General features: G+C 64.6%; 16 protein-coding genes. 7 read left to right on the top strand and 9 right to left on the bottom strand.

All coding sequences use genetic code 11. The features are described 5' to 3' along the window. Positions 1–88: 88 nt before the first annotated feature. Genes EHW12_RS00840 through EHW12_RS00850 form a run of 3 tightly spaced genes read left to right on the top strand, consistent with a single transcriptional unit; the run spans position 89 to position 2,050 of the window. On the top strand, positions 89–718 hold the full coding sequence (locus EHW12_RS00840; protein ID WP_042453198.1) for a M23 family metallopeptidase: 630 nt from the start codon (positions 89–91) through the stop codon (positions 716–718). A gap of 28 nt (positions 719–746) precedes the next feature. After that, complete coding sequence (locus tag EHW12_RS00845) at positions 747–1,106, top strand: BlaI/MecI/CopY family transcriptional regulator (RefSeq protein ID WP_003944179.1); 360 nt, start codon at positions 747–749, stop codon at positions 1,104–1,106. Continuing rightward, entirely contained in the window at positions 1,103–2,050 is a 948-nt protein-coding gene (locus EHW12_RS00850; RefSeq protein ID WP_125050175.1) for a M56 family metallopeptidase, read from the top strand. Before EHW12_RS00845 ends, EHW12_RS00850 begins: the two co-directional genes overlap by 4 nt. Here EHW12_RS00850 and EHW12_RS00855 read toward each other — a convergent pair whose 3' ends face one another. Then, entirely contained in the window at positions 2,051–2,695 is a 645-nt protein-coding gene (locus EHW12_RS00855) for a thioredoxin domain-containing protein (RefSeq protein ID WP_030535837.1), read from the bottom strand. Between the two features lie 126 nt (positions 2,696–2,821). Between EHW12_RS00855 and EHW12_RS00860 the strand changes: the two genes are divergently transcribed. Next, positions 2,822–3,763 carry a cytochrome c oxidase assembly protein gene (locus EHW12_RS00860; protein WP_125050176.1) on the top strand — a complete coding sequence of 314 codons (942 nt, stop codon included), beginning with the start codon at positions 2,822–2,824 and terminating at the stop codon, positions 3,761–3,763. An 11-nt stretch (positions 3,764–3,774) separates the two neighbouring features. On the opposite strand, the gene EHW12_RS00865 is transcribed toward EHW12_RS00860, so the two are convergent. From EHW12_RS00865 to EHW12_RS00885, 5 genes are all read right to left on the bottom strand, one after another. Further along, positions 3,775–4,320 carry a ferritin gene (locus EHW12_RS00865; protein ID WP_003944176.1) on the bottom strand — a complete coding sequence of 182 codons (546 nt, stop codon included), beginning with the start codon at positions 4,318–4,320 and terminating at the stop codon, positions 3,775–3,777. Between the two features lie 37 nt (positions 4,321–4,357). Next, positions 4,358–4,828 carry a hypothetical protein gene (locus EHW12_RS00870; RefSeq protein WP_125050177.1) on the bottom strand — a complete coding sequence of 157 codons (471 nt, stop codon included), beginning with the start codon at positions 4,826–4,828 and terminating at the stop codon, positions 4,358–4,360. A gap of 99 nt (positions 4,829–4,927) precedes the next feature. Beyond that, positions 4,928–6,163: an LCP family protein gene (locus tag EHW12_RS00875; RefSeq protein ID WP_174519508.1), complete on the bottom strand. Its 1,236-nt coding sequence runs from the start codon at positions 6,161–6,163 to the stop codon at positions 4,928–4,930. 160 nt (positions 6,164–6,323) lie between these two features. Beyond that, entirely contained in the window at positions 6,324–7,145 is an 822-nt protein-coding gene (locus EHW12_RS00880; protein WP_058227346.1) for a type II CAAX endopeptidase family protein, read from the bottom strand. 10 nt (positions 7,146–7,155) lie between these two features. Then, a complete protein-coding gene (locus EHW12_RS00885; RefSeq protein WP_003945406.1) occupies positions 7,156–7,935 on the bottom strand; it encodes a DUF2470 domain-containing protein in 780 nt (259 codons plus the stop codon). A gap of 139 nt (positions 7,936–8,074) precedes the next feature. On the opposite strand from EHW12_RS00885, the gene EHW12_RS00890 reads away from it, so the two are divergent. From EHW12_RS00890 to EHW12_RS00900, 3 genes are read left to right on the top strand one after another with little or no spacing between them, the layout of a single operon-like run. Further along, positions 8,075–8,713: a hypothetical protein gene (locus EHW12_RS00890; RefSeq protein ID WP_007736015.1), complete on the top strand. Its 639-nt coding sequence runs from the start codon at positions 8,075–8,077 to the stop codon at positions 8,711–8,713. A gap of 31 nt (positions 8,714–8,744) precedes the next feature. Beyond that, on the top strand, positions 8,745–9,659 hold the full coding sequence (gene pheA / locus EHW12_RS00895) for a prephenate dehydratase (protein ID WP_007736017.1): 915 nt from the start codon (positions 8,745–8,747) through the stop codon (positions 9,657–9,659). Beyond that, positions 9,656–10,324, top strand: a complete 669-nt coding sequence (locus EHW12_RS00900; protein ID WP_007736019.1) for a histidine phosphatase family protein — start codon at positions 9,656–9,658, stop codon at positions 10,322–10,324. The genes pheA and EHW12_RS00900 overlap by 4 nt, the downstream gene beginning before the upstream one ends. Before the next feature lie 9 nt (positions 10,325–10,333). On the opposite strand, the gene EHW12_RS00905 is transcribed toward EHW12_RS00900, so the two are convergent. The 3 genes from EHW12_RS00905 to EHW12_RS00915 are packed head-to-tail and all read right to left on the bottom strand — an operon-like array spanning position 10,334 to position 14,548. Continuing rightward, positions 10,334–12,436: an acyltransferase family protein gene (locus EHW12_RS00905; RefSeq protein ID WP_125050178.1), complete on the bottom strand. Its 2,103-nt coding sequence runs from the start codon at positions 12,434–12,436 to the stop codon at positions 10,334–10,336. Positions 12,437–12,476: 40 nt separating this feature from the next. Next, positions 12,477–13,295, bottom strand: coding sequence for an ESX secretion-associated protein EspG (locus EHW12_RS00910; protein ID WP_050657020.1), 819 nt, complete (start codon positions 13,293–13,295; stop codon positions 12,477–12,479). After that, on the bottom strand, positions 13,295–14,548 hold the full coding sequence (locus tag EHW12_RS00915) for a PPE domain-containing protein (RefSeq protein WP_125050179.1): 1,254 nt from the start codon (positions 14,546–14,548) through the stop codon (positions 13,295–13,297). Before EHW12_RS00915 ends, EHW12_RS00910 begins: the two co-directional genes overlap by 1 nt. Positions 14,549–14,550: the final 2 nt, after the last annotated feature.

Below are 14,550 nucleotides of genomic sequence, written 5' to 3' on the forward strand. Positions count from 1 at the left end.
GGCGGCGTAGACCTTCATTTGTCATCGACGCGAGGACCGAGAAGTGGGAAGACATCGAAAATCCGAGCCGATCAGACCCGGCGGGCGCATGGCCGCGGTTTCCGTGGCGACGGGTGCAATCCTCGCGTCCGGCACTTCCATCGGGCACGCGTCGCCGCCGCCGATTGCAGTCGAGGATGCATCTGCGGTGTCGGCGCCGGAGATCCTCGACCTTGTCCGGCCGACGGATCTTGCTGGAATAGCCGAACAACTCGGCAAGACGCGACAACTCGAATCCGAGCGAGCGGCGCTGGCGTTCGAGGCCGAAAAGCCACAGGTGATGGCCCCCGTCAGCGGGACGATGACGTCCAACTTCGGTCCACGGTGGGGAACCACCCACTACGGTCTCGACATCGCGAACGCGATCGGAACGCCCATCGTGTCGGCGACCGACGGTGTTGTGCTCGAATCCGGTCCCGCCGCGGGATTCGGGCTCTGGGTCCGCATCCAGCAGGACGACGGGACCGTCGGCGTCTACGGACACATCAACGAGGCGCTCGTGGTTGCGGGTCAGAAGGTGCGGGCGGGTGAGTTGATCGCGACCGTGGGCAATCGTGGACAATCGACAGGACCACACCTGCACTACGAGGTGTGGCAATCTGACGGACAGAAGACCGATCCGCTCGCGTACCTGAATTCCCGGGGCGTGTCGTTCGGGGAGAAGACCACGGGCGACTGAAGTTCTGTCACGACGCGATGGAGGAGCAATGCAGGGGCTTGGCGGACTCGAAGCCGAGGTCATGGATGTGCTCTGGCAGTCCGACGACGCGCTCTCGGTCAAGGATCTGGTCGAGACCCTGGGTGAGCGTCGACAACTTGCGTACACCACCATCCTGACCGTCGTGACGCATCTCTACGACAAGGGCTGGGTGAGTCGTGAGAAGAAGAGTCGCGCCTACTTCTATCGGCCGAGTCGCAGCCGTGAAGAGGCCACATCCAGAGCACTGCGCGAATTGTTGGACAGCAGTTCCGATTCCGCTGCCGTGCTGTTGCACTTCGCCAAGACCATGACAGATGCCGAGAACGAGGCCCTGCGCCGGGGTCTTTCCGGGGAAGGTGTGCAATGACGTTGGCGTTGCCGATGTTTCTCGGTGCGATGCTCGTGGGATTCCTGGTTCCGAGAGTGTTGCGAGCCGTTTCCTCGGCGTTGTCACCGGCGGTGCTGCTCGCGGCGTGGCTCGGCAGCATGGCGTCGGCTCTGTATCTCGCTCTCTCCGCGGTCTTGGTTCTGGTGTGGCCGAGCCACGCGCCGGTCGAGGGGCTGGTCGACGGTATCGCTCGGTGTTTCAGCGCCTTCGCGCACGGCACGAGTTCATGGGTGGGTGAACTGATCACCGGCACAGCCGTTGCTGTGGTGGGTGTGATCGCCGTTCGGATCGCGCTGGCCGGCCGCAAGCAGGCACGTGAGCATGCGAGGGTCCGAGATTTCCATCGTGATGTTCTCTCGATCGTCGCGCGCCGCGACAACTCGGAGTCCGACGTGTTGTGGTTGGATCATCCGCTGCCTATGGCGTACAGCGTCGCCGGAAAGCCTGGATTTGTTGTTGCGACGCAAGGCTTGTCATCCGCTCTCAGTGGAGGCGAGCGTGATGCTGTCCTCGCGCACGAGCGTGCACACCTGAGCGGCGGTCATCACCGAATTGTCGGTGCGTGCGAAGTCTTGGCCGCTGTTCTTCCGCGAGTGCCGTTGTTCGCGGCGGCACCCGCTGCCGTCGGCGCGATCGTCGAACTGTCGGCGGACAGACATGCCGCTCGCGTCACCAGCCCGGCTGCGGTGCGTTCCGCCCTTGCCGTGGTGTCGAAATCGCCGCTTCCTCAGCCGGACTGGAGCTTGAGCGATCGCGGCGGCGCGACCGCGGTGCGATTGAGTTCCCTGGTCGACGGCGACGTGGCGTCGCCTCGGCGACTGACCTGCGCGGTGGCGGCCTGTGCGCCGGCCGCTGTCACGACGGCCGTTGCCGCAGCCGTGACGGTGGCCGTCTCCGCGGGGATCTGCGCTGTTCTGACCTGATCATTCTCCCAAGGCCGAATCGATCTGGGCTTTCAACTGCTCGTAGCTCGGCATCTGGTCCAGCTTCACGTCGTTGAGGAACAGCGTCGGAGTACCTTGGACGCCGAGGCGTCGGCCTTCTTCGAAGTCGCGCTCGACCCGCTCGCGGACGCCGCGGCTGCCGAGGTCGGATTCGAATCGGGCCATGTCAAGTCCGAGATCTTGTGCGTAGGAACGGAACAGCGCCTCCTGTGATTCGGCGGATTCACCCCATTGCGACTGCGTCTCGTACATTCGCTTGTACATCTCGACGAATTTGCCCTGGCGAGATGCGGATTCGACGACCTGCGCCGCGAGAGTGCTGTTGGTGTGACTCGGAATCGGAAAGTATCTGATGCCGAACGTGATTCGATCCTCGTACTCCGCTCTGATCCGCTCCATCGTCGGGTACAGCGCGAGGCAGGCTTCGCATTCGAAGTCGAGGAACTCGACCAGGTTCACCTTGCCGTCGGCGGCCGAGGTCAATCGGTACGCGTCGTCGGTGAGGACGGCGGTGGATTGTGCTGCCCGATCGGCGTTCTCGTTGTCTGCCCGAATCGGATCGACGGTGATGAACGTGATCAGTGCTACCGCGAACACCGCGATCAGGGCGGCGGATATCTTCATGCTTCTGGACACTGCTGTGCACCTGTACCTTCCGTCGAATTCCTAAATACTATCCAACATAGTAGTTAGGTGTAGAGTCGACGGTACCCGCATGGAGACGAAGGAGGACCCGCCGGTGAAGCGTTCGTGAATGACACGCCGCCGCCGTCGATCGGGCAGATGCTGGAGTGGGATACCTCATCCCTCCCGCTTCTTCCTGCCCTGGGAGTTGTTCTTGCACTCTGGTATTGGACTGGCGCTCAGCGAGTTCGCGCGAGTGGGCGACCAGGGCCGTGGCATCGGACAGCGTGTTTCCTCGGTGGGTGCCTGCTGCTGATCGCGGTGACCGGACTGAAGGTCGAGAGCTACGGCTACGAACTCTTCAGCGTCTGGATGTTCCAACACCTGACGCTCTCGATGGCGATCCCGCCGCTCTGGGTACTGGGCTCGCCGGGACTGCTGCTACTACGTTCGACGCCGCACCGAGGAATAGGAAAAGGCATTCTCGCGCTTGCCCTCTCGGCATTGCGCAGCCGTCCGGCGCGGTGGATGCTGCACCCCGGGTTCACGATCCCGGTATTTCTGTTCAGCTACTACGGGATCTACCTGTCGCCGATCTTCGACACCGTCTCGGCGTTACCGGCTGGACACGTCTTTCTCGAGATCTTCTTTCTCGCCAGCGGTCTGCTATTCATCATGCCGGTGCTCGCCACCGGCCCACTGCCGGTGCGACAGAGCTACCTCGGCCGGTGTTTCGACCTGTTCGTGGAGATGCCGCTGCACGTGTTCATCGGCGTCGTACTCATGATGGCGACAAAGCCGCTGCTGACCACGTTCGTGGATCCGCCTCCGGAGTGGGGCGTGGACGTGATGCAGGATCAGCAGCTGGCGGGCGCCCTCGCGTGGTCGTACGGAGAGCCCGTCGCGCTGGTGGTGGTCGTGATCTTCGCGATGCGCTGGAACCGCGACGACAAACGGATGAATGCCGACCTGGACCGCCGCGCCGAGATCGACGGCGACAGTGATCTTGAGGCGTACAACAATTTCCTCAGATCACTGAACGCCGCCGAGCGGCCTGAGACTCGGTAGGCCGGTGGCCCTCAGACGCCGCCGCCGGCGGGCGTCGGCGCCATTGCGTCGGCAGCGGCCGGGGTGTTCATCTCGCGTGCGACAAACGTTTCGAGGTGGAACAGGTTGTCGCCGGCGCGGTCGACGATGGTGAGAAGTGTTGTCATGCTTGCCACTTCCTCGACCTGTTCCTTGAGGAACCACTGCATGAACTGCTCGCCCAGGTAGTCGCCGGTATCGCGCGCGGTGCGTGCCAGCTGCGTGATCTGCTCCGTGACCGTCTTCTCCTGCTCGAGTGCCAACTCGACCGGAGCCCGGACACTGTCGAACTTCGTCACGACGTCGTCGATGCCCGGAACGTCCACGTCGAGGTCGTTGTCGAGCAGGTACTGGATCATCATCATCGCGTGACCGCGTTCCTCGGTGGCCTGGCTGTAGAAGCGCGCGGCCATCTGCGGAAGATCGTGTGCATCGAAGTACACCGCTACCGCGATGTACTGCTGCGATGCAGTGAACTCGTTACGGATCTGCTGACGCAGCAGAGTGGTGAATTCGCTCGAGTTCTTCGCCTGTGTCATCCCAACAGGTTACTGGGTCGTCGCCGCTGAGAGGGAGCTACTTCTTGTCGAGCTGATCGATGACGAAGCCCACAGTTTCCGGTCGGTACCCGTAGACGAACGAGTCCTTTTCGCCGACGTACCAATCGCCGCACTGAAAAGAACTGCCCTTCTCGACCCCCGTCGGCCACCACTGTGCGGACAACGATGCGGGACGAGTTTCGACGGTGGGTCGTGCGATGCAGCTGTTGTGATCTATCTCCGCGATGTTCGCAGTCATTCGCAGGATGCGTTCGTTGCCGGTGGTGCGGATGACCTCGTCGATACCCGTTGCGCCGGCGGGAACCCAACTCGGCAGTGTGTCGATTCCGTTGGATGCTTGTGCAAAAGAGAAGGTTTCGGTTTTCTTGTACGCCTTGGATTCGTCGAACTTCTCGAAGGTTCCGGAGCAGGACGTCACGAGTGCAGCAGCTCCGACGGCGGCGGCAACGACGGCGAGAGTGCGGAATCGGCGGTGTGTTGTGTTCATACCTTCACGGTATTTTTCGGCGGGCCGTTCCGCGTCCTGCCGGAAAGCGATTTGTTCGCCGGGCCTGTCCTCCCGCGGTACTACCGGAACTCAGGGCAATTACCCCGTCGTGATCAGATCCTGTGGAATCTGCTGATCGTTGGCCAGGGCGTCGAAGAACTGCGAAGCGCGCGCCTTGTCCCACAACAACACGTTGCCCGACCCGTCCACGTCCTCGAAACCGGCGACCGGAACCGTCGTGGTGGTCATCCCGCCGCGAAGCGCCCAGGCGAGTGAGGCCAGATTCCAGATGTGATCGCCTTCGTCGACCTGTAGAGACTTGGCGGTATCCGAGACGAGTGGCCACAACCGGAACGGATTGAGGAACGTGGTCGGACTCGTCGCCTTCGACAGCAACGCCGACATGAACTGGCGCTGGTTGTTCATGCGGTCGAGGTCGGCGAGCGCCGTCGCGCGAGTTCGCACGAACCCGAGTGCGTCCGAACCCTTCAAGTCCTGGCATCCGGCGGGGAGGTTGATCCCGGCCAGCGGATCGTCGATCGGCTGTGCCAGGCACACGTTGACGCCACCGACGGCGTCGACGATGCCGGCGAACCCGCTGAATCCGATCTCGGCGTAGTGGTCGATGCGAAGCCCCGTTGCCTCTTCGACGGTCTGCACGAGCAATGGAGCGCCACCGAAGGCGAAGGCGGCGTTGATCTTGTCGGAGCCGTAGCCGGGAATCGGAACGTACGAATCGCGAGGGATGCTGACCATGGTCGTCTTCCCACTTTTGGGGACGTGGACCAAGATGACCGTGTCAGTGCGCTTGGGACCGGTGTCGCCGCCCGTCGCAAGGGCTTGCTCCTGCTCTGGGGTGAGCCCCTCACGACTGTCGGACCCGACGATCAGCCAGTTCGTGCCCGGAGTATCGGCGACGCGTCCCGCGTAGTCGGGCAGCGCGTCGATTCGATTGAGCGAACTGTCGACGTAGTAGATCGCGCCGGCCAGCGCGAGCAGCAAGACCAACAACGTGATGCCGATACGTCTACCCCAGCTACGACGCTTGCGGGGGCGGCGCTGCTTCGGAGGTTCTGGAGGGCGCGGCGGGGCGTTCGGCGGGGTTCGGCGCGGCGGTGCGGGCGCGTACTTCGCCTGGCGCTGCGGATCCTGACGCGGCGGCCCCTGCCTGCGCGGGTCGTCCTGAAACGGTTGCGGGCGCTGGGTCGGCGCCCAGTCCTCACGCCTGGGCTGCTGCGGCGCTTGTGGTGGGACCTGTGACCAGGCCTGATTGGCCGGATTCTGCTGCTGCGGGCGTCCGTCGCGGCGAATGACCGTCGGCCCTTCCGGCGGCATCGGTGGACGCCGCTGCGGGGGTGGGCCCTGACGGGGTGGATTCTGGCGTGGAGGGTTCTGCCTCGGAGGCATCGGTCCACGCGGAGGTGGCCCTGGCGGCTGGCGCCGCGGAGGGCGCTGAGGATATTCGGAGTCGCCGGTCACCAGTTCACGGTACCGGTCACGGCAGCCAGGAGACGTGATCGCGCAGGAGGGCGTAACCGATGAACGCCACCATGTCGATGAGAGCGTGGGCGATGACCAGCGGCCAGAGTTTCCCGGTGCGCTGCCAGTACCGGCCGAACACGAGCCCCATGATCACGTTTCCGACGCCGCCACCGAACCCCTGATAGAGGTGGTAACTGCCGCGCAGGAGTGACGACGCGAGCAGTGATTTGTTCTCGCTCCAACCCAGCGTTCGGAGGCGAGTGATCAGGTAGGCGACGACCAGCACCTCTTCGGCACCGGAGTTCGCGATCGCGGACAGTACGAGGATCGGCACCCGCCACCAGTGATCGTCGAGCGCACTGGCCTGGACGGTGAGGTTGATGCTCAGTGCCTGAGCCACGAGATAGAACAGCAGACCGGGGAGACCGATCACAGCGGCGAGGCCGAATCCCGGTGCTATGTCGCGCCCGAATCGAGGCTTGGGGGTCAGTCCCGCAGCACGTGGACCGATCCCCGAACGCCACAGTAGATAGAGTCCCAGCGCTGCCCACGCGAGAAGCTTTGCGACGCCCAGCAATTGGCGTGCCAGGTCGATCCAGTCGATGGCGGCCCGCGACGGGTTGAGTGCAACCGTCTGATCCGAGAGCGCAACCGGCGTCGCCAGGGATTCGGCGAGCGAGAGGATCCCGGACAATCCGCTGAGTCCGAACGTGACCAGCAGAACGATGGTGATCTCGATCCAGACTCCGCGTCTGGCGGTCGGATCGAGGGCCGGGCCGGCCGGGACGGGAGTCGGCGGCCGTAACCACGTGCGGACGGTTTCGCGGGCATTCACCCGCGCAACGCTAGCCGTTTGATGCGCCGCCTGATCGGAGGCCGTTGAGGAAAGGGCACCCGACCAGCATGCGGATGGCGCGGCTCAGCGCGGGAGCGTCGTCGACGGGGTTGGCGAACGGCATCCACACGTCGCGGTCACCGGTGTGATCCTCGACCCGCAGGCGAAGTCCGTAGCGGTCGATGCCGAGTGGGCGAACGCGTCCGGTGCGCATGTACGGGGGAAGCTTGCGCACGAGCAGGTCCACGAGGTCGCGGTGGTCTTCGTCGAGATGCTGCAGCCATGCGGTCTCCATTTCCCAGAAGGGATCGGGGCTGGCGTTCAGCAGTTCGTCCACGGCGACGGGTTCTGCCCCCGTTGAATCAGCGACTACAGCCGAGGCCAGGCTCAAGCGAAGGAGGACCGAGGTGTGGCCGATGTCGAGGAGCCCCGGGTGTGGATGTTCGGATGCGACGTCGTCGGCGAGAACGCGTGCCTCGTAGTCGGGCACGGCGTGCAACGAGCCGCGAAGCCACACGAGGGAGCGCACGGGCTCACGCAGCCGCAGTGGTGCGTGATCGGTGATCTCGAGGACGGCAGGCAGGCCGCCGCCGCCGGAGTTCCAGGCCAGAGCCGCAGCAGCGGAGGCATGTGGGACTGCAACGACGACGTCACCGTTCGAACGCAGGTGATGCACCGACGTGACGGTGGGATCGCTGCCTTCGATGGCGAGAACTGCGTCTTGTGCGCGCACACAGGCGCTGCGGACGCGTTCGGCGGTGGACGGGCCGGTGCTGGTCTTCGTTGCCATGCTGCCCCCTTGGCGGGTGTTCTCTCGAACTCCATCGGATGATGAGGTAACCCTAACCTAAGGCGCTTCGGTGTGAATCGCAAGACTTTTGCGCAACTCGCGTGGAATCCGCCGCCTGCGCCGGGGTTACGGTTTGTCTGTGGCCATTCCTCTCTCACTCGGGCTGCCCGCCCCGAGAAACTCGCGCGGACTCCTCGAAGCACTCTTTCTCCCGGTTGTTCCGGCGTCGGTTCTGATCGGTGGCGAAGCAGCAGGCCGGGTTGTCGTCCGTCTCGATATCGATCCGGAAGAACTGCGTGCGGACACGGAAGCGTCGTACGAGGCCGTCCGTTTCGACGTCGACGTCACCACCGACCAGATCGACGACGCGATCGCGCTGCGCCTGCCCGCTCCGCTCGCTGTGTATGTCGACGGCGGCGAAGAGGATCTGACACCCGCCGAAGCGGCGCTGCGTCTGTGCGAAGGTGGCCGGATCCCCGGACTCGCCGCCGGTCTTACGCCCACCGAAGTGGCTGATTTCCTGGCGGTACTCGCGCACGAGTCCGTCGGTTTCGTAGCCCGCGCGGCCGACGGCGACGAGGTGATCGCCCTGCTGTGTGGCACCGTCGCTGCACTGCGCGGCGACGACGTGCGCGCCGCGATGGTCGATCCGAAGCCGGAAAAACTTGCCGCGCTGATCCCCGAAGCCGCGTCGGCCATGCGTGAGGTGCTGCTCACGATCGAGGTCGCGGATCTGCCTGCAGTGGAAACGGCTTTGCGTGCCGCGGGTTTGCAGTGACCGGCGTGGGTCGGTGCGTAATCTTTTAGGCGTGCCAAGAATCGCGTATTTCGGTCCGTCGGGAACCTTCACGGAGATAGCTCTCGCCCAGTTGGAGGCTGAGGGCGCGTTCGGCGAAACCGTCGAGCGAGTACCGGCCGGCAGTCCGCCGGCGACTCTCGACATGGTTCGCGACGGTTCCGTGGACGGAGCCGTGGTTCCCTTCGAGAACTCGGTGGAAGGCGGCGTAGCTCCGACGCTCGATTCACTCGCTCTCGGTTCGCCGCTGCAGATCGTCGCCGAAACCGATCTGGACGTGAGTTTCTCCATCCTGGTTCGGGCCGGGACCACCGCCGATCAGGTCCGAACGATCGGCGCGTACCCGCATGCGGGCGCGCAGGTCCGCGGATGGATCGCCGAGAACCTGCCCCAGGCCGAGGTGGTGTTGGCCTCGTCCAACGCCGGTGCGGCCCTGGATGTGCAGGCCGGAACCGTCGACGCCGGTGTGTCCACGGCTTTGGCCGGTCAGATGCTCGGACTCGAGAGCCTGGCGGACAACGTCGCCGATGTAGGCGGCGCCCGCACACGTTTCGTGTTGGTCACCAAGCCGGCCCCGGTTCCGGCGCGGACCGGTGCCGATCGCACCGCGCTGGTGCTTCACCTCGACAACGCTCCCGGCTCCCTGGTGCGTGCACTCTCCGAATTCGCCGCTCGCGGTATCGATCTGACTCGGATCGAATCACGGCCGATGCGAACGGAATTGGGCACGTACCGGTTCTTCGTGGACTGCGTCGGACACGTCGAGGACTCGCTGGTGGCCGAGGCGATGCGTGCGCTGCATCGTAAATCCGGAGTCCGCTTCCTGGGGTCGTGGGCGACAGCGAATTCGACCGGGCCACAACCTCCTTCGGACGAAGAAGCGATTCGGTGGATCGACGAACTCAAGCATGGAGGGGGAGAACGATGACCGGAAGGCTCATCCTCGTTCGGCACGGTCAGACGGAGGCGAATGTCGCCAAACGTCTCGACACCGCACTACCCGGAGCAAAGCTCACGCCGGAAGGGTTGGCACAGGCCGAGACTTTGGGCATCGGCCTGGCTTCGGCGCCGCCGCTGGCACTCGTATCGTCGTTGGCTTTGCGTGCCCGGCAGACAGCAGGTTTCGTGGAGCAGGCCGCCGGTGTCTCTCTGGACGTGCGGGACGGATTGCACGAGGTGCAGGCCGGTGACCTCGAAGATCGTACCGACGAGGCCGCGCACCGACTGTTCATGGAGACGTTCCATCACTGGCACACCGGCAACCTCGGCGCTCGCATCCCCGGTGGTGAAACGGGATACGACGTCCTGGAGCGGTACGTCCCCGTCGTCAATTCGTTGCGCGAAGAATTTCTCGAAGGCTCACGAGACGGCGGCGACATCGTCGTGGTCAGTCATGGTGCGGCGATCCGTCTTGTCGCAGCCCAGCTTGCCGGTGTCCCCGGTCTGTTCGCAGCCAACAACCACTTGGCCAACACCGAGACCGTCGAACTGTTGCCTTCGGTCGACGGCGGTTGGGAGTGCCTGCGCTGGGGAACCGTCAACCCGCCGTTCGAGCACCGACTCATCCCCGGTGCCGACGACGTGATGGGCTGACGGCCGGCTTCACCACCAACCGGTCTGGACGCTCAGTTGGCGCCCGAGTTCAGCGGACAGCGTGCTCACGTAGCTGGCTGTCAGGTGGTGGGAATCGTGATACACCAACACATTTCCCTCCACGACGCGGCACAACTCCGGTCCGCAGACGCCGTCGCTGAGGTCGAGTAGACGGACGTTGGTCAGATCGCCGATCGCCGACGGCGCCGGATTGACGTCGCTGAGCATTTCGGACCGTGGCATCGCGCAGTGATCGGGTGACGTGGTTGTCGCCAGACAGTCGATCGCGCGGTAGGCGACGCCGTCGTGGTGCAACCACGGGGTATCGCGGATGGCGAGCACGTCGATACCGTCGCGCCCCAGTTCCTCCCACACGTGTACGTAAGACTCGGGCGTCACGTCGCCAGGGCCGTCGGAACTCGGCCTGGTTGCCGTCGTGAACACGAAATCGGGTGAGGCGTCGGCCAACTCGGTCAGCACTCCACGCGACCAGTCGACGCAATCCGGATAGTCGTTGTCCGACAACGTCTGCATGGAGTCGATGGTGAGCGGGCAGCCCATCTTCAGATACGTGTCGACGCGGAACCCGTGACTCTTGCCGAGTTCGTCGAGCGCAGTGAGCCAGTGCTCGGAGTGCGAACCACCCGCGAGCGCGATGGTTCTGTCTGCGTCGGCGTCGCCGTAGGTGCAGTGGACGACGTCCCGCTCGAGAAAATCGGCGATACAGCCGTCGAGCGTACTGGCCGGAAGGTCCAGTGGCGCATCGAAGATCGAGGGAACCATCGACGCCTTGGGTACTTCGGCACCGTCGGTGAGCGCGAGTGCGCCGGGATGGGTCGGGAGGTCGAGGGTGTCGACTGCCCGCTGGCCCGTCGTCTGGCTGCTCGCGTACGACTGCCAGGCGACCGAAGCGGCGAGGACCACGGCAGCGGTGACGACGCATGCCAGGACGGTGTACCGGCGCGAGCGGCCTCCACGTTCCACCGGAACCTCGATCAGGCGCCGGAGTGCAAGCGCCCCCGCGACGGAGAGGGCGATGATCAGTGCCCCGCCGAGCAGGCCGGCTTCGGGGCGTCCGGTGATGACGAGTGCAAACACCAGAATCGGCCAGTGAATCAGATACAGCGCGAATGCGAACGAGCCGAGCCACGTCAGTGCCGGATGGGCAAGAGTCTTCGACGTCCAAGGCGTGTCGTCGCCGACTCCGGACAGGATCAGCGCAAGAGTGGCCAGCACCGGCACCAGCGCCCACGGGCCGGGGAACTGCTGGGCGCCGTCGAGCACTATGCCGCACAACAGGATCGACGAAAGCCCCGCCCAGCCGATCGTTGCTCTGACCGAGAACGGCAGGGATGCGATCTGCCGACTGCGTGTGCTGGTCATCAGAACGGCCAGCAGACCACCGAGGGCCAATTCCCACAACCTGGCGCCGGAGTCGTAGTACGCCCAGGCTTGGTGACGCGAAGATTTGGCGAGTGCGTAGAGAAAAGATCCTGCGGTCAGAACCAGAAGGGTGACCGCGAGTGACGGGCGGAAATAGTTGGGATTCACGCGTGAAGCGACATAAGCGATCAGGGAGACCAGTGCGATGGCCAGGAGATAGAACTGACCTTGTACGGCCATCGACCACAGGTGCTGCAGGGGAGTGACCGAGCCGTCGGCGGCCAGGTAGTCGCTTGCGGTGCTGGCGAGCTGCCAGTTCTGGAAGAACCCGAGCACCGCGATCAGTTGATCGCCCAGATCGGCCCAGCGTGTGCGTGGCAGCAGCAACGCGGTCCCCAGTGCGGTCAAAATGCTGACCACCGCGATCAGGGGGAACAGCCGCAGAAACACCCGCCGCAGTGCCGGGACCGGGTTGAGTGAACCCCCGGCTTCGGCGCGTCGAACCAGTGAGCCGACGAAGAAGTATCCGGACAGAACCAGGAAGACGTCCACCCCGCCCGATACCCGTCCGAACCAGACGTGGAATACGACCACCAAACCGATGGCGAGGCCACGCAGTCCGTTCAGGTCTTGTCGGTGCGGTGTTGTTGCCCGTTCTTCGTTCGGCCGGTCGATCGTGGCGACCGAGCCTTGTTCGCCCGGTGACGACGGTTGACGCGAGAACTGCATGCTGAAGTAAGGCTCCGGGCGTTGAAGGGACGCCCCGAGGTTACCCGGAAGTCTCCGGCGCCGATTCCTCGAGTTCCGTTACCAGAGCGTTCACGGCTTGTCGGAGGCGATGGGGTGTTCCGGAACTGATGGACGTCCACTCGGTGCCGTCGGCAGCCCGAGTAGTCGAACCCACGAGCCGGCCGGCCAAGGTGTCGTACACAGTCACTGCGCCGGTCATGAGCGTCGTCGCTCCCAAACTGTGTGGTATTCCAACCAATTCGGCGAAGGCGGTGCATGAGACGATTGCGCTACCCAGTTGGCGCGCGTCGTCTTCGGGTATTCCGGCGTTGATCAAGGCCGAGGTTACGCTGCCTGCATCCGGGCCGGCGCCGAATGCCAGGCTGAGCATCTCGGTCGGTGCGTTGATCACGGCAATCGGCATTGCTTCGGCGCTGCCGAGCGCGGTGACAACGGGTGCAGCTGGTTCGGTTGTGACACTGCGTAATGCGAACGAAGAATCGGTTGAAGTTGCTTCGACACAAAGGAACTCGCCCTGCGCGACGCAGAGGCGTGAAATGCTTCCGCCGACATGCCGACGCAGCGCCAACTCCCACTTGGGGTGGGTCAGGACGCGCAGGCGGGCACTGAGGTCGTGATGGATCTCCCCACCGGGGAGGAGATCGCGCTCGGAGAGTGAATCTGCCGCGGACTGCATCGCCGTACGGTGAGCGCTCGCACTGCCGTGAACCGTCGCGCCACCGAGAACCACGGGAAGCCCATCGAGTCCGAGTCGCTCACGTACATAGTCGATTTCGTCCTGTGACAGGGCGACGACAGGTAAATTCCACCCCTCAGGTGAGGTGCCGAGATCCACCATCAATGCTCTGCAGTTTCGAGTGCGCCACCGATCACGGACGGGATGACTGTTCGGCCGTCGGCGAAGTGCTCGAAGTGCTTCAGGTAATCGGGTGTGTCGTGCTCGGTCTCGTCTTCAGATTGGGCCGCATGACGGCTGCCGGCGATCGGCGCAGATCCGCCTGCGGTTCGGGCCGGATCCACCTTGACGGTATCCGCGGTGCCCTGAACCGGCGAGGTCACGGGGTTCTGGCGTGTGGCGCTCTGGCCGGTGGAGGGATCAGGAAGAGCGTGCCGACCGGTGCTGCTGCTCGACGACGAGCCCGCGATTGCTCCGGCTCCTGTAGTCGCGGAAGCTGCGCTGACCTGTGCCGGTGCCCGGCTTGCCGACGGGGTGCCGAACAGTGATGGTGTGGAAGCGCCGAGTCTTGCGCCGCCGAGTCCCGCGCCGCCCAGTCCGGTGAGTCCTGCTCCTGCCGTCGCGAGAGCTGATGCGGCAGTGGTGGCGCCTGTGACTGCGGTGGTGGTGGCGCTGGCTGCGGTGGCAACTCCACCGGAGACGGCACCGGCCTGTGAGGCAGCGGCGGCAAATACCGGGTTGGAAACTACGGATGCGACAGCAGCGGTGGCGGCGCGCACGGGATCCGCGATTGCGTCAGCGAGCGTGGATGCCGCTTGCACGACGGACTGTCGTGCGGCGCTGCCTGGGCTTTCGGCCGAAGCGGATGCCCCAGCTGTGGGTTCCGCGATGGACGGTGGTGAGTCGAAGTTCTGCTGCACGGCCAGATGGGCCGTTGCGGCGTCGTACGTTTCCATTGTCACCGCCGCTCGAATTTTGAGAGCTTCTTCGGCAGCCTCGGCGGCGGCGGCACCGCCGACCAGGGCACCGCCGATGGAGTACGCGGCGACCTTTGCCGCTTGAACTGCCGCGATCTCCGCCAGCGACGGCATGGCCAGGGTGGCGAAGGTGTAGGAACCGGACTGTACTTGGGCTTTACCTGCGGTTTCTCCCGCGAGCAACGCGGCCGCTGCAGCCCATTCCTGGAACGGTGCGAATTTGCTCAATGCGGCATCCGCTGCTTCTCCGGACCACCCGGTGCGAAGATCCGCCATCACGCGAGAGATGGACGCAGCTGTGTCGGTGAGTCCGGACGACACGGTGGACCAGGCTCCGGCCGCCACGCCGAGAGGGACCGGCCCGGCTCCGGCGACCAGTGCTGCGGAGTTGGGTGCTGCGCCCCGTGGATACCAGATGACGCCGGTGATGCCGACCATTG

Source organism: Rhodococcus sp. NJ-530 (assembly GCF_003860625.1).
GTDB lineage: Bacteria > Actinomycetota > Actinomycetes > Mycobacteriales > Mycobacteriaceae > Rhodococcus_F > Rhodococcus_F qingshengii.

Excerpts from the sequence above, each read along its gene's own strand:
- EHW12_RS00840 (WP_042453198.1), top strand. The coding sequence starts at position 89 with ATGGCCGCGGTTTCCGTGGCGACGGGTGCAATCCTCGCGTCCGGCACT.
- EHW12_RS00845 (WP_003944179.1), top strand. The coding sequence starts at position 747 with ATGCAGGGGCTTGGCGGACTCGAAGCCGAGGTCATGGATGTGCTCTGG.
- EHW12_RS00850 (WP_125050175.1), top strand. The coding sequence starts at position 1,103 with ATGACGTTGGCGTTGCCGATGTTTCTCGGTGCGATGCTCGTGGGATTC.
- EHW12_RS00855 (WP_030535837.1), bottom strand. The coding sequence starts at position 2,695 with ATGAAGATATCCGCCGCCCTGATCGCGGTGTTCGCGGTAGCACTGATC.
- EHW12_RS00865 (WP_003944176.1), bottom strand. The coding sequence starts at position 4,320 with ATGACACAGGCGAAGAACTCGAGCGAATTCACCACTCTGCTGCGTCAG.
- EHW12_RS00870 (WP_125050177.1), bottom strand. The coding sequence starts at position 4,828 with ATGAACACAACACACCGCCGATTCCGCACTCTCGCCGTCGTTGCCGCC.
- EHW12_RS00875 (WP_174519508.1), bottom strand. The coding sequence starts at position 6,163 with ATGCCGCCGGAAGGGCCGACGGTCATTCGCCGCGACGGACGCCCGCAG.
- EHW12_RS00885 (WP_003945406.1), bottom strand. The coding sequence starts at position 7,935 with ATGGCAACGAAGACCAGCACCGGCCCGTCCACCGCCGAACGCGTCCGC.
- EHW12_RS00900 (WP_007736019.1), top strand. The coding sequence starts at position 9,656 with ATGACCGGAAGGCTCATCCTCGTTCGGCACGGTCAGACGGAGGCGAAT.
- EHW12_RS00905 (WP_125050178.1), bottom strand. The coding sequence starts at position 12,436 with ATGCAGTTCTCGCGTCAACCGTCGTCACCGGGCGAACAAGGCTCGGTC.
- EHW12_RS00910 (WP_050657020.1), bottom strand. The coding sequence starts at position 13,295 with ATGGTGGATCTCGGCACCTCACCTGAGGGGTGGAATTTACCTGTCGTC.
- EHW12_RS00915 (WP_125050179.1), bottom strand. The coding sequence starts at position 14,548 with ATGGTCGGCATCACCGGCGTCATCTGGTATCCACGGGGCGCAGCACCC.